Consider the following 18,392-nt stretch of genomic DNA (forward strand, 5'->3'; position numbering starts at 1 on the left):
CGCTCCGATACCCTCGACAAGCATTCGGTTTTCGAGGAATTTCAATGACGATCGCAGCCAATTTCAAGGCGTTCACTCTCGCCGTCGGCCTGTCGTTGCTTGCTTCATCGGTCGCGTTTTCGGCTGATGAGGGCAAGCCCGTACAGGGCGGCACGCTGATTTATCTGGAGCAGCAGGCCCACACCAATCTCTATCCACCGGCCGGCGGGTTCTATCCGAATGGCGGTATCCTGAACCAGATCACCGACAAGCTGACCTACCAGAACCCGAAGACGCTGCAGATCGAGCCATGGATCGCAGAATCCTGGACCATCAATGACAAGGGGACGGAATACACCTTCAAGATCCGCAAGGGCGTGAGCTTCTCCGACGGAACGCCCGTCGATGCCAATGCCGTTGCCAAGAACTACGATACGTTCGGCCTCGGCAACAAGGATCTGAAGCTGCCGGTCTCCGAAGTGCTCAACAATTATGATCACAGCGAAGTCGTCGATCCCTACACGGTCAAATTCTATTTCAAGAAACCCTCGCCCGGCTTCCTGCAGGGCACCTCGGTCATCGGCTCCGGTCTCGTCTCCTTGAAGACGCTGGCGCTGCCTTTCGATCAGCTTGGCGATGCGACGAAGATCGTCGGCTCCGGCCCCTTCGTCGTCGAAAGCGAAACGCTCGGCAAGCAGCTCTCCTTGAAGGCGCGCGCGGACTATAATTGGGGTCCTGCCAAGCTCGAGCATCAGGGCAGGGCCTATCTCGACGGCATCAAATATATCATCACCGGCGAAGACAGTGTGCGCATCGGCGCGCTGCTTTCCGGTCAGGCCGATTTCATCCGCCAGCTTCAGGCCTATGACGAAAAGCAGGTCAGCGATCAGAGCTTCGCGATCTATGCCGCGCCGACGCGTGGGGTGAACGACAGCGTCGCCTTCCGGCCGGACAACCCACTCGTCGCGGATATCAAGGTGCGTCAGGCGTTGCTGCACGCCACCGACAGCAAGGAAATCGTCGATACCTTGTTTTCTGCCAATTATCCGCAGGCAAAGTCGGTGATCTCGTCAGCTGCCGCCGGTTATCAGGATCTGTCTTCGAAGCTCACCCACGATCAGGCGCTTGCCGAAAAGCTGCTCGACGAGGCGGGCTGGAAGAAGGGTGCCAACGGTTTGCGCCAGAAGGATGGAAAGCCGCTGTCGCTGGCCGTTTATGAATCCCTGCCGCAGCCGCAGAACAAGGGCGTGCTGCAGCTCGTCGCCCAGCAATGGGCGAAGATCGGCGTCAAGCTCCAGGTGCTGGCCGGAACCTCAGGAAATCTGGTCACGGACAATGTCGACCCGGCAAAGACGCCGCTTGTGGTCGCCGAAGTGGGCCGCGCCGATCCCGACGTCATCAAGAGCCAGTTCTACGCCAAGAACCGCGATGCTCTTCTCCAGAAGGGTGGCCTCAACCCGAAGGCCGCTTTCACCGACGACAAGCTGAACGGACTGCTGGAAACCATCGCCTCGGAAACGGATAGCGACAAGCGCTTGGCCGCGGCAAAGGCAGCGCAAGAATATCTGCTGGATGCGGCCTATGTCATCCCGTTCTTCGAGGAGCCGCAGGTCTTTGCGGGCGCACCTTACGTCAAGGGCGTTGCCTTCGAGGCTGTGGGCCGGCCTTCCTTCTACAGTGTTTGGCTCGCCGCGCACTGAGCATGTCTGCAGCCCGGCCGTTGGACGGGCTGCATCTTCATAACGACAGGCAATCGCCATGACGAAATACATCTTATCGAGGATCGGACAGGCTTTGCTCGTCCTGTGGGCGGCATTTACCGTTTCGTTCGTGCTGCTGCAATCGATGCCGGGCGACGCCGTGCTCATCAAGTTTCAGAGCCCGGATTTCGGCCTGAGCCCGGAGCAGCTTGCCGATATCAGGGCTGCCTATGGTGCCGACGGGTCTCTGCTCCAGCAGTATGGCCATTCGATATGGAATTTTCTGTCAGGCAATTTCGGTTATTCGCTGCAGGCGGGTGTCGCCGTGAGTTCGCAGCTTGCAGTCAGTCTCCCGTCGACGCTGCTGTTAGCCGGCTTCAGTTTCCTGCTTGCGGTCATCCTGGCTGTCGTCATCGCCATCCTGGCTAATGTTTCCGGCTTCGGCTGGCTGCGCGGCCTCGTTCAATCGCTGCCGTCGCTGTTCATATCCGTGCCGACTTTCTGGCTCGGCATCATGTTCATCCAGATCTTCTCGTTCCGCCTGCGGTTGGTCCCGGTGATCGATCCCGGTCCGTGGCAGGGATTGATCCTGCCCATCCTGACCGTCGCCATTCCGATCTCCGCCCCGCTTGCGCAGATTCTCCTGCGAAACATCGATGAAGTGCTGACGCGTCCCTTCATCTCGGTGGCGCGTGCCAAGGGCGCCTCGCATGGGCAGGTGCTCTGGCGTCACGTTGCCAAGAACACGCTTCTGCCGGTGCTGACCGTGGCGGGCCTGCTCTTCGGGGAATTGATCGCCGGCGCTGTGATTACCGAGACGGTATTCGGGCTGAACGGGATCGGCAGCCTGACGAAGCAGGCGGTCGACAGTGAGGATGTCGCCGTCCTGCAGGCGATTGTCGTCATCTCGGCGGCCGCCTTCGTCACCATCAACCTGATCGTCGACCTGCTCTATCCGATCCTCGATCCGCGCCTGAAAGCAAAGCTTGGAGCCAGATAATGACAAGTTTTGATGCAGCGCACTATCACGACTCAGCCAATCATGCCGACACGAGCGATGCGCTGCCGGTGCAGCAGCCTCGCGGAGAAGGCAAGCGGCTTGCCCGCGGATTTCCCTTTCGCGTTCGGCCAGGCCTGCTTCTCGCGATCCTTATCGTCGCCGTGGTCGTCCTGTGGGCGCTCATTCCCGGCGCGTTTACGAGCTACAATCCGGTCGAAGGTCTGCCCGGCCAACATCTGAAGGCCCCAAGCGCCGCTCATCTTCTCGGCACCGATTCGCTCGGGCGCGATCTCTACGCACGCATCATTTATGGCTCCATTCATTCGCTGTCGGGAGCGCTTGCCGCGGTCGGCATTGCGCTCGTGATCGGTACTGTACTGGGTGTGCTGGCAGGCTCGCTCGGTGGCTGGACAGAAACGGTGATCATGAGGATCGTCGACGTGCTGCTGTCGATCCCCGACCTGTTGCTGTCGCTCAGCATCATCGTTCTGCTTGGTTTCGGCACCGTCAATGCCGCGATTGCCGTCGGCTGCACGCTGATTGCCAAATTCGCGCGGCTGGTCCGGTCCGAGGTCGTGACGGTCCGCAGGAGCGAATATGTCGAGGCGGCCTTTGGCAGCGGCGGCACTTTTTACAGGGTGCTTTGGCGCCATATCCTGCCGAATTCGCTGACCTCGGTGATCGCCTTTGCCGCGCTGCAATCCGGCTGGGCCATTCTTCAGCTGTCGACGCTCGGTTTCCTCGGTTATGGCGCACCGCCGCCCACACCGGAATGGGGCCTGCTGATTGCCGAGGGGCGAAACTATATCGCCACCGCCTGGTGGCTGACGACCGCACCCGGCCTCGTCGTCGTGCTTGTGGTGATCTCGATCAATCGCATCAGCCGCTCGCTTGCGGAGGTGGGCAAATGAGCTATTTCGCGTCGGAAGGAACGAATGATCTCACCACACCGGTTCTGGATATTTCCGGCCTGACGATCGCCTATCGTGATCGTAGCGGTTCACGCACGGCGGTTCATGGTATCGACTTCACCGTCAATCCCGGTGAAGTCGTGGCGCTGGTCGGCGAATCCGGCTCCGGCAAGAGTTCGACGGCACAAGCAATTATCGGCCTGCTGCCGCAGAACGGGCATCTGGAGAATGGCCGGATCAGGCTCAATGGCCAGGATATTGCCCGCTGGCCACAGAAGCGGCTCGATACGATCCGCGGTTCCGTCATCAGCCTCGTGCCGCAGGATCCGGGCAATTCCCTCAACCCGGTAAGGACGATCGGCGAACAGGTGGCCGAAGTCCTCACCATTCACCGCCGTGCGCCGCGTGCGGCCGCCTATGTGCAGGCCATCGAACTGTTGGAGCGCGTCGGTCTCAGCCAGCCCGCACTTCGCGCCAGGCAGTATCCGCATGAGCTCTCCGGCGGCATGCGTCAGCGTGTCCTGATCGCGATTGCCATTGCCCTCAAGCCCTCGCTGATCATCGCCGACGAGCCGACCAGCGCGCTCGACGTCACTGTGCAGCGGCACATTCTCGATCTGATCGACGATCTGCGCCGGGAATATGGGGCGGCGGTTCTTCTGGTCACGCATGATCTCGGCGTCGCGGCCGATCGGTCCGACAGGCTCGTTGTTCTGCAAAATGGCCGTATCCAGGAGCAGGGGCGTACCGCCGAGCTTTTGAGAAACCCGCAAAGTGCCTATACGCGCCGGCTGCTTGCCGACGCCCCGTCGCTGAACGCCGCGCCGCAACGTTCTTCGACGCGTCCGTCCGAAACAGCACCTGCACAGGAGGACGATATCGTCGTCGTCGAAGGGCTGGTGCAGGAATTTGGCATCGGCGGCAAGGATGCCGGTTTCAGAGCTCTCGACGACGTGTCCTTTCGCGTCACGCGGGGCACGACGCATGCGATTGTCGGCGAATCCGGTTCAGGCAAGACGACCGCCATCCGCATCGTCTCCGCCTTTCAACGCCCAACGGCGGGAAGGGTGGTCATCGACGGGCTCGACCTGGCATCCCTGCGTGGCGAGACCCTGCGGCTCTTCCGCAAGAAGATTCAGCTGGTCTATCAAAATCCCTTCGGCTCGCTCGATCCACGCCAGACCATATCGTCGATTGTGGAAGAACCGCTGCTGAACTTCGATCCGCAGCCACGGACGCAGAGATTGGAACGGGTTACGGCCGTCATCGAGAAGGTCGGATTGCCCGCCGATGTCCTGCAAAGGCGTCCGCATGCACTTTCGGGCGGCCAGCGACAGCGCGTTGCGATTGCCCGGGCGCTTGTCCTTGATCCGCAGATCCTGGTTCTCGACGAAGCCGTCTCCGCACTCGACGTGACGGTTCAGGCGCAGATCCTTTCGCTGCTTGACGGTCTCCAGCGAGAGCTGGGGCTGACCTATATCTTCGTCTCGCATGATCTTGCCGTGGTGCGCCAGATTGCCGATACCGTCTCCGTTCTGCAGAACGGCAAGCTGGTCGAAGCCGGCCTTGTCGACGAGGTCTTCGGCAATCCGCGCAGCGCCTATACCCGTGAGCTGATCGAGGCCATTCCGGGCAAAAAATATTCGATCGCTCTTCGCCAGCCCCCAAGCAATGCAGGATAATTCCATGAGCACGTCGGCTTTACCAAAACGACTGGGCTTCTTCAGCCGTATTCTCGATCAGACGGATGCAGCCGAGCGCTACCGCCTCGTCAGCGAGCAGATCATCCATGCCGAGGCGCAGGGTTTTGACAGCGCCTGGGTGGCACAGCACCATTTCAATGGCGACGAAGGCGGTCTGCCGGCGCCGCTGGTCTTTCTGGCGGGGTTTGCCTCGCGCACCTCGCGCATCCGGCTGGGGACGGGCGTCATTACGCTGCCGATGGAAAATCCCGTTCGTGTCGCGGAAGATACGGCTGTGCTCGACCTTATGCTCGGCGGGCGCCTGGAGGTCGGTTTCGGTACGGGCGGCACGCCGCAGGCTTTCCTGCCATTCGGGATCGAGAGCGCCGAAAGGGGCCCGGTCTATGGCAAATATCTGGCACTCGTTCGCGATGCATGGGCCGGACAGGAGCTTACTGGCGGCAATCGGCTTTATCCGACCGCGCCGCATCTTGCCGAAAGGGTTTGGCAGGCAACCTTCTCCGTCGGCGGTGGTGAACGGGCTGGCCGCGAGGGCGATGGCCTGATGCTGTCACGCACACAGCCACGACCCGACGATGCGCCCGATACCGAACTTTGGGATCTGCAGAATCCGATTATCGATGCCTATTTCGCTGCTCTGCCAAAGGGCCGTGCGCCACGGATTCTCGGCTCGCGCAGCCTTTTCGTCGCCGACGATCGCAAGGAGGCACTCCGGTTTGCCGATATCGGCTTGCGGCGGAGTGCCGAACGCTTTGCCGCAAGCGGCTTCACCGTTCGTGGCGATACGACCGCCGATCTGATCAAGGCTTTCGATGTGCATGTCGGCACACCCGAGGATGTGATCGCGTCCTTGAGTGCGGATACAGCACTGTCGCGGGTGACGGACCTTGTCTTCCAGGTGCATTCCGTCGATCCGCCGCACGCCCATATTCTCCGGTCCCTCGAGCTGATCGCGCAGAAGGTCGCTCCGGCGCTCGGCTGGGCGCCGCAACCATTTGCAGGCAAGGGTCCGCAGCTTGCGGCCTCCGCATGAAACGCAATTCATAAAGAGAAGGTATGTCCATGACCTCGTCAACAACTGACGTCATCGATCTTCTGGCTGATATCCGTGAGGGCTCCTCGCTCTACGCCTTGAGAACGGCCAGACCGCAAACGCGCGACAACGCTCAGAGAAGCTATGAGGCGCTTTTCGAGCCAGACCATCAGGGTGATGTAAGCCGCACGGAGCGCTTTGCCCTGGCGACTTTCATCGCCGACCTGCACAGCGCTGGCAACGTTGAGCAGTTCTATCAGGCCGCACTGGAGGAGGTTGCCAAATCTGCGTCACTGGTCGCGGCCGTCAAGGCGGAAGCGGAGGGCGGACGCACGGTCGGACCCTATGGGCATTATCCGGCCGGGCCTCTTTCCATCGAGGATCGTACTGGGCTGATCTTCCATGTGTCGGAAGCGGGGCGCTCGGCTCTCGGGGCCAAGCTCTCGGCCGCTCTGGAACATGCGCATCTCCTCGTCTATCGCCCGCGCGAGGCGAGCGCCGAGGCGCTGCAGCGGCTTCTGGATGCCGGCTGGACGACGACGGGTGTGGTGACGCTGTCGCAAATCACAGCGTTTCTCTCGTTTCAAATCAGGGTCGTGGCCGGGCTGAGTGCATTGGCTGCCGCCGATGCCGCGCAGGCTGTCTCCGCCTAATCGCAGAAAGGATCGTTTCCTATGACCGATACCGTCATCCATCCCGCCATCGAAGATCGTCCCAATGCCTTTACGCAGAAGGAGATTGGTTGGACGCCCTGGCTCAATCCGCTTGCTGAAGACGAATTGACCGATCGCCATTGGCGCGGGCTCGTCGACGCGTCGCGCGCCAAGTCGCCCTACTTCATGCTGCTGGCACGCGATCCGGAGATCCTAGAGCATCGTTCACAAAACGTGAATCGTTGGGTGTTTGATTTTGGTGAATTTCATGATTCCCTTCCAAGCGGAGGTGTTTCATGGGCAAATCGCATTCACTTGATATCCGCGAACGCGTTGTGGCAATGGTTGAGGCAGGGCATTCCTGCCGCGCGGCCGCGCGTCGTTTCGCCATCGGCGACAGCACGGCAATCCGCCTCATGCAGCGCCGCCGGACGACAGGAGCGGTATCGCCTCCGCGTCAGGGCCGTCCGTCCGGCAGCGGCAAGCTTGCGGCCTATCGGTCGTTCCTGATTGCGCAGGTCGAAGCCAGACCCGATATCACCATGCCGGAACTGGCCGACAGGCTCGATGAGGCGCACGGTGTTCGTGTTCCACCTTCGTCGCTGTCACGGGTGCTGGTGGCGGAAGGGTTCACATATAAAAAAAGCCCTTATGGCGTCGGAACGCGCACGCGCGACGGTGCGCCACGATCGTGACACCTGGATCGCAAAGCGTCAGCCACGCATGCGGCTGGAACCGCATCGTCTTGTCTTTATTGACGAAACATCCGTGAATACCAAGATGGTTCGGCTGCGTGGACGCTGCCCGCGCGGCGAGCGGTTGCGCATGGATGCGCCGTTCGGACATTGGGGAACGCAGACCTTCATCGCCGGGCTTCGATGCTTCGGACTGACCGCGCCATGGATCATAAACCGCCCCATGAACCGCGCTGCTTTCGACACCTATATCGAGACCCAGCTCGTCCCCACACTGTCACGCGGCGATGTCGTCATCCTTGACAACCTGGCCGTCCACAAAAGCAAAAGAGCCACAGAGATCTTGCGGGATCATGGCGCATGGTTCCTCTTCCTGCCGCCCTACAGCCCAGACCTCAATCCCATCGAAATGGCATTCTCCAAGATCAAAGCGCATCTCAGGACCGCAGCCGCCAGAACCTTCGACACCCTCACAAAGGTCCTCGGCTCAATCTGTAACCTCTTCAATCGAACCGAATGCTGGAACTTCTTCAACGCAGCAGGATATGCGCCATGTTAATCGTACGACGCTCTAGAGGCACGCACGAAGACCGACAAGGATATCTTCTACAACGTCGAGGCCGGGCTGCCGCGCGCCGAACGCGAGCTCGCCGCGACCGCTGCATCGCGCACGAATGGTTGCATATTCTGCGCCTCCGTCCACTCCCGTTTTGCTTCTCATCACTCGAAGCGGACGGAAGATGTGCAACGCCTGCTCGACGAGGGCACCGGCACCGATCTCGGCAGCCGCTGGAATGCGATCGTATCGTCTTCGGTCGCGCTGACGGAAACACCGTCGCTATTCGGCGCCGATGATATCGGCAAATTGCGGGACGAAGGACTAAGCGACCTCGCGATCGCCGACGTCATACACGGGGCTGCCTTCTTCAATTGGGCAAACCGGTTGATGCTCTCCCTCGGAGAGCCGTTGCCGGCTCAATAAGCCGAGGCAACGAGCCGGCATTTCCCTCGAAGAACGGCTAGAGTTAGCCGGCCTTCGGGTAGAACCACGCATAGCCGAAATGATACCGATCCGGGTCGCTTCCGTAATAGAAGGGAAGGGCGATATCGTTTTGGACGGGCATTTGCACAGTGGTGCCGAATTTCGCCGTAAGCCAATCTTTCAAGCTGTCGGGCATGGCAGATTGGCGTCCATCACGCTCGTTCCAGACCAGCAGGACCGGCCCGTTTCCGATGGCCTGGCGGCTAAGATCCGATCCCGGATATTCCGCCGAGATCACTGCTGTATTCGGCATGTTCACGCGGATATTGCCGGCTTTGAGCCAAGTCGTCGCCACCACGGCAACCGGCCGCTTGCCGTCTGCGAGGGCCACGGCGTTCACGAAGCTCGCATAGGGCGTGTTCAGATGTTCATATGATTTGAACAGCTTCGGGAACAGAACGCCGCCGGCTATGATGATCGGCAGTGAGATTGCCATGACCAGGGGCAGGTAGAAGGACCTCTTCAGATCCGCTGGGTTCTGTTCTCCCGCAGCTTCGAGCTTCAGGCAGAAATAGAGCGGCAGCAGAAACAGAAACGGCAGCAGCCATCGGTCGCGAAATTCCGTAAGCGTCGTGACGACGATCAAGGCCAGCAATATCGCTGCCGTGCTCAGGAATATGGTTCCGACGAAATCGCTCCATTGGCTTCTCGAGCGTAGCGATCGCAGAAACGACCGGCGAAAGGTCAGGAAAAAGACCACGGTCGTCGGGGCGGCGATTGCCACGCTGGTTTTAATCAACTCGATGACGCCGTTGGCGATATCGGAAAGTTTGCCACCCGCTCCCCGTTCCGACATGGTCTGCACGGTCGTGGCCAAAACCCGGTCCATGTTGGATATCATCCACAGCGCATGCGGCAGGAACACCAGAATCGCGATTGCGGGGGCCAGAAGGAAGCGCCTGTCCAGCAGTCTCTTCCGACCCTCAGGATGACAGAGGACGGCCACGAAAACGCTGATGATGATAAGGGCAAAGTTGTACTTGGTGAGCATTCCGAGCCCGGCCCAAAGGCCGATCATCGCATAGGAACCCAATGTCGGCCGACGGATGGTCGCCACCACGAAGTAGATGAACAGGACGACGGCGAGCAGCGTGCCGACCGTATGCGTCAGGTCCCTCTGCGCCTGCCAGAACATCTGGGGCATGGTTAGCAGAGACAAGGTGGCAAGCGCCGCCAGCCTCTTGTCGTTGAGGAGCTGTTTCGCCAGTCCATGATAGGCCAGATAGACCAGGAAAAGCAGAAGGTTTTTCAATATGGCAAGCGACGCAACGCTGGTGCCGAAGATCTCGAACACGCCATACTGGACCCAATTGTAAAGCGGCGGCTGGGCATCATATCCCCAGGCCAACCATTGCCCGACCACAAATTGCTGGGCCTCGTCGATCCGCACGGAACTCGAAATGGAAATGCGAATGGCGGCCTGTACGCAGAAATATACGGCGAATACCCAATCCACCCACCTGAAGTCGGAAAACAACCGCTCGCTCGTCGCCGACTTAATTCGGTCAAACATTTGCGAAAAATTGTTCTGCGCGAGAGCCTTCATTCAATTCTCCGTACCGCTGTCAATATCTTGTCAGCGTCCTGTCATTTCGTTCATGGCAAACGGTGGTCTACGCTTCCAAGGAAGGCGTTACCATGACGTTTTGGCTATCTGTGGAATATTTCCAAGGTGGAATGCCTGAAAACCACCCAAATCGACAGGGTGTGTAGCCATTCTATGACACCCTGTTGAGCGCTGGCTTTCTCGATGGCAGCGGCCTGGTGCTTGTAACAGCACTGCAATCCCAACCCTATAAAGAAAATCGGGGAGCCCTGCGGTATAGTGTCCTGCGGGCACCAATTGTTCAATCTGCGATCGTGAACAGCTCCATCGCATCGGCCAAACCTTTCAGCCGCTGCGGCCCGATCGAAACTGCATTTGCGATCTGCGCCTTCTCGCGGAAGGATTCAGACATCAGGAGCGCTTCGCCCCTTTCGCTGCAGATGCCCTGGATACGGCTGACGACGTTGACATCGGGGCCGATCAGCGTGAAATCCAGTCGGCTGCCCGAGCCGACATTACCGTAGCTGACCTCGCCGTAATGTAGCGCGATCCCTGCCTTGACACGAATGCCGTCATAGTCGAAGCGCTCCACTTCATTGAGGATCGCTTCCGCCGATGATAACGCGGCATGGCAGGCTCCGGGTGGATCAATCCCTGGGAAGAAGGCGAGAACGGCATCGCCCATGAACTTCAGCACTTCGCCGCCTTCCCGCGTGATCGCGGGCACGACCTTATCGAAATAGGCGTTCAACAGGCCAAGAACGGTGTTGCCGGGCAGCCGGTTGGACAATTCGGTGAAGCCGCGCAGGTCGCAGAGCAGAAGTGCTGCCTCCATGGATTCGATTTCGCCGCGGCGGATATGTCCGGCAAGGATCCGGCTCGCCGTCATGGGGCCGATATAGGTGTCGAGCAGGCTGAGCTCGCATTGCCGCAGGACACGCAGCTCGCACGTATTGCGCAATGCCGGCAGGATGCGCTCGATCACCTGCTGCTCGATGGGGGTGAAGCCACCCTGGCGGCGCGTGCCGAAGACGGCCGTGCTGATCGGTCCGTCTGCATTGCACAGCGGCGCGATGATCAGCTGCACCAGTCCGCGGCCGGAAAAAATGTCGATATGCTGCCAGGGGCCATAGGGGCTTTCGCCAGGGCCGACGATCAATGGCTCGCGCATTCCCTGCACCTTGAGCAGTGGTGTATTGGCAAAAGCCAGGCGTGAGCCATGTTCCCGGTCATGAACCTCGATCGGCTCGCCCGGCGCCCAGGCAAAGGTGCGGCCGATAAAATCGGGATGCAGCGTCGTTAGATGCAGGGTTAATCGGTCGACGGGAAGGCCGAGTGCCCGCAGGCGGCGTCCAAGCCCGAAAACGAGGCCGGCTTCGTCGAGGGCGTGGCACTCATCGCCTGTCAGCCATTCGACGAGGGTAAGGGTTGCTGCGGAGTTGATGCCAGCATGGGGCGCTTTGGGATTCGGTGTTGCAGCTTCAGGCAGGTCTAGCAGCATGGTCATGATTATCTCCTCCTGTTTTGGGTGCCGCGCCTAGTGCGCACCGGCACCCGAGAGATGACCGGATTTCTTGAGGAACAGACTGGCAAGCAGAGCGACCCCGAGAGCGACGCCCAGCAGGAAGAACGTGTCGCTGAAGGCCATGATATTGGCCTGCTTGCGCAGGCTGGAGGCAATGGCGACGATTGCCTTGTGGGTGGCAAGCGCCTGGTCGCTGACACCATGATTCATGAAATAGGTGGTCAGTCTGGCGACCCGGTCGCGGGTGGCGTCTTCGAACATAGAGACCGAGTTCGTCAGGATATTTGAGTGGAACTGCTCGCGCTTGGTGAGAAAGGTCTGCAGTGCCGCGATGCCGACTGCGCCGCCGAGGTTGCGCATCATGTTGAAGAGCGCGGAGGCCGAGCCGGCATTTTCCTGCTCGATGCCGGCAGTGGCGATTGCAGTGAGCGGGGTGAAGGCGAGTGCCTGGCCGACGGCGCGAACGATGTTCGGCCAGAAGAGCTGATCGCTGGCATAATCGCCTGTCATGTAGATGTTCATGAAGTTCGAGGCAGCGAAGAGCGCAAAGCCGACGATGATCAGCAGGCGGGCGTCGAAACGCTTCATCAGCCGCGGCACCAGCGGGATCAGGAGCAGCTGGGGAATGCCGGTCCAGGCGAGTACCATGCCGATCTGCTCGGAATTGTAGCCCTGAATGCGGGTCAGATAGATCGGCAGGATAAAGACGGAACCATAGAGCGCGATGCCCATCAGGAAGTTGGCGAGGATGCCGAAGCCGAAATTGCGACGCACCAGCAGGCGCAGGTTCAGCAACGGATGGGCGGCCCGCAACTCGATGATAAGGAAGAGCGTCAGCGACACGACGGCGATGACCGACAGGCGGACGATGAACGGCGAACCGAACCAGTCGTCCTTGTTACCTTCTTCCAGCACCGTCTGCAGTGCGGCAAGGCCGACCGCCATGGTGATGATCCCTGGCCAGTCGCCCTTGGCGAGCAGCGAGAGGTTCATCGGCGCACGGTCGAGCGAAGCCCACAGCATGCCGACCATCAGGATGCCGGGCACCAGATTGACGTAGAAGATATATTCCCAGCCCCAGCTTTCGGTGAGGTAGCCGCCGATGGTGGGACCGATTGCCGGGGCAAAGGTTGCCGATAGGGCAAAGAGCGCAAGGCCCATCGGCTGTTTCGCCTTCGGCAGCATCGTGATGATGATGGTGAATGCCATCGGAATGAGCACGCCGCCGGAGAACCCTTGGATTGCGCGCAGGATGATCATCTGCTGCAGGTTTGCGGCAAAGGCGCAGGCGACCGAGAAGAGCAGAAAGAGGATGGCATTGGTCAGCAGATAAATGCGGACTGAAAAGACGCGTGCAAGCCAGGCGCTGAGCGGGATGACGACGATCTCGGCGATCAGATAGGAGGTCGAGATCCAGCCACCGTCATCCGTCCCGGCACCGATCGCGCCCTGGATGTCGGCAAGCGAAGCGTTGACGATCTGGATGTTCAAGACCGCCATGAAGGCGCCGAGCGTCGAGCCGATCACGGCGGTCCACATGCGCAACGGCGTCATCGCAGGTCTGGCCGCGGGCGCGACCGAATTGTTGTTTGCGGCAATCTGAAGAGTGGCCATGACGCTTCTCCTTCCGGTCTATGCCGAAATAATCTCATGACAATGGTGAGGTGATAATCGACGAAGGAAGGGAAGGATCATCCAGCCTGGCCGGATAATCCCTCCGCTTTGGCAGTCGATGTCTGGGCGGCCTTGGTGTCGATTTCAGGCTCGACCGACATGCCGGACCGCAGCAGGCCGGCGAGATGTTCGTCATCGATGACGATCTTCACCGGGATGCGCTGAACGATCTTGGTAAAATTGCCGGTGGCATTATCCGGCGGCAACAGCGAGAATTCCAGGCCGCTTGCCGGCGAGAGGCTATCGACATGGCCCTTGATGGCGACGTCGGGGAAGCTGTCGACCTTGATCTCGACCGACTGGCCGGGGCGCACATAGGTCAGCTGCGTTTCCTTGAAATTGGCGACGACATAGACCGAGTGCAGCGGTACCACCGCCATCAGCTGCGTGCCCGAGGTGACGTACTGGCCGACACGGATCGAGCGGGCACCGACCGTGCCATCGACGGCGGCGACGATATCCGTGTAGGAGAGGTTGAGTTCGGCCTGCTGCAATGCTGCCGCGGCACGATCACGCTGGGCGGCAGCCTGATCGCGCTGTGTCTGCAGCACCGGCACCTTGTTCTGGGCCGCAACAAGTGCTGCCTGATCGCGTTCGACTGCGGCAGCGGCCTGCTTGCTGGCCGATTGCGTTTCTTCTGCGCGCGATTGCGTGCCGGCGCCATTGCTGATCAGACGCGCCTGGCGGGCCGCATCGGACTGTGCGTAGTCGAGGGAAGCCTGGGAGGCATCGATTGTTGCCTTGGCCTGCCCGATCAGCGACTGCTGCAGAAGGATCTGCGCATCGATATTGGCGATGGCCGCGTCCGCGGCCTTGAGATCCGCCTTCGCCTGCGAAAGCGCGGCCTGGAAGTCGCGATCGTCGATGCGGGCAAGCACCTGGCCGGCCTTGACCGTATCATTGTCGTTGACCAGCACATCCTTGATATAGCCGGCGACCTTTGGGGCGATGGCGGTGTAATCGGCCTTCACATAGGCGTCGTCAGTGGACTCGATGAAGCGGCCGACCGTCCAGTAGTGATAGCCGTAATCGGCGCCCAGAGCGACGCCGGCCAGCAAAGCGGCAACGAGCAATCCGCGCTTGATGAGCTTGCGGCCCGTCCCGGGAGCCTTCGTGGCCGCAGGGGTTGTCGCCTCGGCGGGTGGTGCCTGCGGCGCTTCGGCAGCGGGGGATTTTGCCACCTCTCCCGCAGGAACAGCCTCGGCCTGGCTCGCGTTTTTGAAAGCCTCGTTGCGGGGTAGTTCGACCATGTGTCCGTCTCCTTAAACATCGCAGCCCTTTCACGAGGGCCTTTTTGATGCCATGAAGATGCGTCCGAACGGTCCTTCTGATAATCTCCTCAAATCGGGAAGGATCATCAACTCACAGCGGATAATCCGAGGGTTACATGGATCGGCTGACCAGCCTCACAGTCTTTGGCCGGGTGGTGGAATGCGGCGGTTTCTCCGCCGCCGCCCGCCGGCTCAATATGTCCGTCACCATGGTGGGCAATCACGTGCAATCGCTCGAAGACCGCCTCGGCGTGCGGCTTTTGAACCGCACCACGCGCAAGGTGAGCCTCACGGAGACCGGCAAATACTATTATGAACGCTCCGCACAGATCCTTGCCGATCTCGAGGAGGCCGACCAGGCGGCCGGTGCGCTCTCGACCACGCCGCGCGGCACGCTGAAGATCCATTCCAACACGGCGATCGTGCGCTTCCTCGTGCCTGTCATCAGCGAGTTCATGGCCCTCTACCCGCTGATTTCGATCGATTTCGGCGTCAACGAGCGCATGATTGACATGGTCGAAGAGGGTTACGATCTCGCCATCCGCACGGTATCGCCGCCGGATTCGACGCTGGTCGTGCGCAAGCTCACGCCCTGGCGTCACATGCTGGTCTGCTCGCCGGCCTATCGCGATGCACACCCCATGCCGAAGACACCGGCCGAGCTCGCCGAGCACAATTGCCTGCAATATTCCTATTATCCCTATGGCGACGAATGGCGCTTCGAGGATGCCGAGGGGAGGCAGCAAAGCGTCAAGATCTCCGGCAATGTCGTCTCCAACAGCCCCGAGATGCTTCGCTATCTGCTGGCGAACGCTCAGGGCATCTTTCTTGCCCCGAGCTTCATCGTTTTCGAGGAGGTCGCCGCCGGCCGCCTCATCCGCATGCTGCCGGACTACCGCCCCGTAGAGTTCACCATCAACGCAATCTACCCCAACCGCAGCCACCTGCCGACCAAGGTACGGCTGTTCATCGATCTCCTGGTGGAGCGCTTCGCCGAACATCGCAAATGGATGAGCTGAGCATTGCGGCCTTCTGCCGCCGCCCGCAATCTCGCTTGCCAACAGGGCGGGAGAGCGATGTATTCACGAACGGTGCCCATGGTGACTGGAAGGAAATCAATGACTCGCGAGCCTGAAGCCAACGCCGTGGATTTGTCGGTCGATCACGCGTTTTTCGAACTGCTGACGGGCAGCTTTCATCGCATCGTCGGGACCACGCTCGTTCATGAGGGGCTTGGAGCGGAGTGGCTCTATCACGATGCTCCTTTCGTTGTTCTGGCCCACAATACGGACGCCGATCCGCGCTTCGTCTATGCCAACAAGGCCGGCCAGAACTGCTTCGAATATCCCTGGAACGAATTCATAACCTTGCCCTCGCGCCTTTCGGCGGAGCTTCCCAATCGCGAGGAACGTCAGCGGCTCTTGGATGCGGTGACGCGCAATGGCTTTATTTCCGATTATCGCGGGGTGAGGATCGCCAAATCCGGGCGGCGCTTCTGGATCGAAGACGGCATTGTTTGGCAGCTCATCGACAAGGATGGCAATCGGCGCGGCCAGGCGGCGACCTTTTCCAGATGGACAGATGTCTAACCTTTTATGCCTTCAATAACGGCATCGCCGATACGATCGTCACCACCAACAGCCTGTCCACCATGGTCTCCCGGGTATCAATCCGGGAGATGATCGGTTTCGCAGCAAGGATCAGGCTTTCGAGGGGATGCGGGCGATGACCTTGATCTCGAAATCGAAGCCCGCGAGCCAGTTGACGCCGATCGCGGTCCAGTTCGGATAGGGCGGCTGGCCGAAAATCGTCTGTTTGACGCCCATGATGGTTGGAAACTGGTTTTCGGGCTCGGTGTGGAACGTCGTCACATCGACGATATCGTCAAAGGTGCAGCCTGCTGCATCCAGCGTCGCCTTGAGATTTGCGAAAGCGAGCTGGACCTGGCGTTCGAAATCCGGTTCGGGCGTGCCGTCGGAGCGGCTGCCCACCTGTCCGGATACGAAAAGCAGATCACCGGACCGGATGGCGGCCGAATAGCCATGTTGTTCGTAAAGTGCGTGTCTGTTTGCAGGAAAAACTGCTTCGCGTTGGGTCATGCTGGATCTTTCTTCATCGTCGGTGGCTGGAGCCGGTGAGCCCCGTCGAGGGCTTCACAAGCTGCGGCGTAATTTGATATACGGCACGTATGTGGAATTATTCAGATACGAGTCGTATGTCAAGTTCATATACGGCGCGTATGTGAAAATGAGGATCAAATGCCGGAACGTCGCGTCGATACGATGGAAAAGAACCGCGTGAAGCTGATTGCGGCTGCGCGAAAAGCCTTCGCCGAAAAGGGATATTCGGCAGCGTCGATGGACGAGATAACAGCCGATGTCAGCCTGACGCGGGGCGCTCTCTACCATAATTTCGGAGACAAGCGCGGGCTCCTCGCCGCCGTCGTGGAACAGATCGACTCGGAGATGGCTTCACGCGCCCAGGAGATCGGCGCCAGGGCGGGCGACGATTGGCAGGGCCTGCTGGCCGAGGGCGCAGCCTATATCGAGATGGCACTCGATCCCGAAGTCCAGCGCATCGTCCTGCTCGATGGCCCCGCGGTGCTGGGTGATCCGTCGCAATGGCCGAGCCAGAGCAGCTGCCTTCAGCAACCAGGCGGACGGTGGAAGGCCTGATTGCGCGGGGAGTTCTCAAACCGGTCGATGCGGAAGCCGCTGCCCGGCTTCTCGGCGGGGCTGCCCTCAATGCCGCTCTCTGGATCGCCGCGAGTGACGATCCGGAGAAGGTTCTGCCGAGAGTGGTCGAGGCATTCCACGCTATGGCTGCGGGCCTGCTCATCAAGCCTGCATGAGCCGCCAGTCTGCTATCGCGTCGTCCAGCCGCCGTCCAGAACCAGATTGGCGCCGGCCATGAAGGAGGATTCGCTGCTGGCCAGAAACAGCGCGGCATTCGCGCATTCTTCGGGAGTGCCAAGTCGGTTCAATATCATTCGCCGCTCGAAACTTTGCCTCATCCATTCGGGGTCGTCGCTGGCCAGGAACACATCCTCCAGCAGCTGGGTGGAGACCGGGCCGGGGCATAGGCAATTGACGCGAATGCCTTCGGGGCCGTGATCGATGGCCATGGCCTTGCTCAGCATCACCACGCCGCCCTTGGAGGCGCAATAGGCAGCCACATTGGCTTCTCCGACGAGGCCGAGTTCGGAGGCGACGTTGACGATGACGCCGCCGGATTGCCTCATCGCCGGGATGGCCGCCTTCGAACACAGGAAGACGCCCTTGAGGTTTACCCGCATCAGCCGATCCCATTCATCCTCCGTCGTCGTGGTCACCGGCTTGTAGAACTCGATGCCGGCATTGTTGACGAGCACATCGATCCGCCCGTGCTCGCTCACCACCGCATCGACCATGCTCCTGATCTCGCGCTCGGAGCCGACATCCGTCTTGCAAAAGCGTGCTTTGTTTGCTCCTATCGCGGACAGTGAGGCAGCTTCCTGTGTCGCATCGCCGATGTCGGCAATGATCACATGTGCGCCTTCGCGTGCGAACTTTTCTGCAATGGCAAAACCTATTCCTCTTTGGCCGCCGGTAACAACCGCAACCTTGTCTCGCAATCTCATCAGGATTCTCCCAAATGCTGTATTGGATCGCGTGGTGCTAA

15 protein-coding genes and 3 pseudogenes are annotated in these 18,392 nt (G+C 60.2%); 12 read left to right on the plus strand and 6 right to left on the minus strand.

The annotated features are described in order from the left end of the window. The first annotated feature begins 44 nt into the window (after nt 1–44). The 9 genes and pseudogenes from BSK43_RS14200 to BSK43_RS14240 all read left to right on the plus strand — a co-directional run. Nucleotides 45–1,679 carry a TIGR04028 family ABC transporter substrate-binding protein gene (locus tag BSK43_RS14200; protein WP_077472938.1) on the plus strand — a complete coding sequence of 545 codons (1,635 nt, stop codon included), beginning with the start codon at nt 45–47 and terminating at the stop codon, nt 1,677–1,679. A 58-nt stretch (nt 1,680–1,737) separates the two neighbouring features. After that, nucleotides 1,738–2,679 carry an ABC transporter permease gene (locus tag BSK43_RS14205; protein WP_077472939.1) on the plus strand — a complete coding sequence of 314 codons (942 nt, stop codon included), beginning with the start codon at nt 1,738–1,740 and terminating at the stop codon, nt 2,677–2,679. Beyond that, nucleotides 2,679–3,590 (plus strand): ABC transporter permease, encoded by a 912-nt coding sequence (locus tag BSK43_RS14210; protein WP_077472940.1) that lies wholly within the window; start codon nt 2,679–2,681, stop codon nt 3,588–3,590. The genes BSK43_RS14205 and BSK43_RS14210 overlap by 1 nt, the downstream gene beginning before the upstream one ends. Beyond that, nucleotides 3,587–5,272: an ABC transporter ATP-binding protein gene (locus tag BSK43_RS14215; protein WP_077472941.1), complete on the plus strand. Its 1,686-nt coding sequence runs from the start codon at nt 3,587–3,589 to the stop codon at nt 5,270–5,272. Before BSK43_RS14210 ends, BSK43_RS14215 begins: the two co-directional genes overlap by 4 nt. A 4-nt stretch (nt 5,273–5,276) precedes the next feature. Continuing rightward, nucleotides 5,277–6,326 carry a putative FMN-dependent luciferase-like monooxygenase gene (locus BSK43_RS14220; protein ID WP_077472942.1) on the plus strand — a complete coding sequence of 350 codons (1,050 nt, stop codon included), beginning with the start codon at nt 5,277–5,279 and terminating at the stop codon, nt 6,324–6,326. A 29-nt stretch (nt 6,327–6,355) separates the two neighbouring features. Further along, complete coding sequence (locus BSK43_RS14225; protein WP_077472946.1) at nt 6,356–6,979, plus strand: CMD domain protein; 624 nt, start codon at nt 6,356–6,358, stop codon at nt 6,977–6,979. 21 nt (nt 6,980–7,000) lie between these two features. Beyond that, a pseudogene (locus tag BSK43_RS35695) lies at nt 7,001–7,210 on the plus strand (alkylhydroperoxidase domain protein); the annotation flags it as partial. A gap of 65 nt (nt 7,211–7,275) precedes the next feature. Further along, nucleotides 7,276–8,233 (plus strand): IS630 family transposase gene (locus tag BSK43_RS14235; protein WP_281406631.1). Its coding sequence is split into 2 segments (ribosomal slippage): nt 7,276–7,626 and nt 7,628–8,233, totalling 957 coding nucleotides; the frame shifts between segments, so codons are not numbered across the junction. A 12-nt stretch (nt 8,234–8,245) separates the two neighbouring features. Continuing rightward, a pseudogene (locus tag BSK43_RS14240) lies at nt 8,246–8,656 on the plus strand (peroxidase-related enzyme); the annotation flags it as partial. Between the two features lie 43 nt (nt 8,657–8,699). Here BSK43_RS14240 and BSK43_RS14245 read toward each other — a convergent pair. The 4 genes from BSK43_RS14245 to BSK43_RS14260 form a co-directional block, all read right to left on the minus strand. After that, nucleotides 8,700–10,262, minus strand: a complete 1,563-nt coding sequence (locus BSK43_RS14245; RefSeq protein WP_077471015.1) for a glycosyltransferase family 39 protein — start codon at nt 10,260–10,262, stop codon at nt 8,700–8,702. A gap of 301 nt (nt 10,263–10,563) precedes the next feature. Next, the gene (locus tag BSK43_RS14250) at nt 10,564–11,769 is read right to left on the minus strand and encodes an adenylate/guanylate cyclase domain-containing protein (RefSeq protein WP_077471014.1); all 1,206 of its coding nucleotides are present in this window, start codon (nt 11,767–11,769) and stop codon (nt 10,564–10,566) included. 30 nt (nt 11,770–11,799) lie between these two features. Beyond that, on the minus strand, nt 11,800–13,401 hold the full coding sequence (locus BSK43_RS14255; protein WP_077471013.1) for an MDR family MFS transporter: 1,602 nt from the start codon (nt 13,399–13,401) through the stop codon (nt 11,800–11,802). 77 nt (nt 13,402–13,478) lie between these two features. Continuing rightward, nucleotides 13,479–14,711 carry an HlyD family secretion protein gene (locus BSK43_RS14260; RefSeq protein WP_077471012.1) on the minus strand — a complete coding sequence of 411 codons (1,233 nt, stop codon included), beginning with the start codon at nt 14,709–14,711 and terminating at the stop codon, nt 13,479–13,481. Between the two features lie 137 nt (nt 14,712–14,848). Here BSK43_RS14260 and BSK43_RS14265 point away from each other — a divergent pair, with 137 nt between their 5' ends. Both BSK43_RS14265 and BSK43_RS14270 read left to right on the plus strand, forming a co-directional pair. Next, entirely contained in the window at nt 14,849–15,751 is a 903-nt protein-coding gene (locus BSK43_RS14265) for a LysR family transcriptional regulator (protein WP_077471011.1), read from the plus strand. Between the two features lie 99 nt (nt 15,752–15,850). After that, a complete protein-coding gene (locus BSK43_RS14270; RefSeq protein WP_077471010.1) occupies nt 15,851–16,321 on the plus strand; it encodes an MEKHLA domain-containing protein in 471 nt (156 codons plus the stop codon). A gap of 111 nt (nt 16,322–16,432) precedes the next feature. On the opposite strand, the gene BSK43_RS14275 is transcribed toward BSK43_RS14270, so the two are convergent. After that, nucleotides 16,433–16,831 (minus strand): RidA family protein, encoded by a 399-nt coding sequence (locus BSK43_RS14275; RefSeq protein WP_077471009.1) that lies wholly within the window; start codon nt 16,829–16,831, stop codon nt 16,433–16,435. A gap of 159 nt (nt 16,832–16,990) precedes the next feature. On the opposite strand from BSK43_RS14275, the pseudogene BSK43_RS14280 reads away from it, so the two are divergent. Next, nucleotides 16,991–17,583 (plus strand): annotated as a pseudogene (locus tag BSK43_RS14280) (TetR/AcrR family transcriptional regulator). Nucleotides 17,584–17,595: 12 nt separating this feature from the next. On the opposite strand, the gene BSK43_RS14285 reads toward BSK43_RS14280, so the two are convergent. Further along, the gene (locus BSK43_RS14285; protein ID WP_077471008.1) at nt 17,596–18,351 is read right to left on the minus strand and encodes a glucose 1-dehydrogenase; all 756 of its coding nucleotides are present in this window, start codon (nt 18,349–18,351) and stop codon (nt 17,596–17,598) included. Between the last annotated feature and the right edge of the window lie 41 nt (nt 18,352–18,392).

Origin of the sequence: Rhizobium sp. P44RR-XXIV (genome assembly GCF_001999485.2) — a bacterium.
In the GTDB taxonomy this organism is placed as follows: domain Bacteria; phylum Pseudomonadota; class Alphaproteobacteria; order Rhizobiales; family Rhizobiaceae; genus Rhizobium.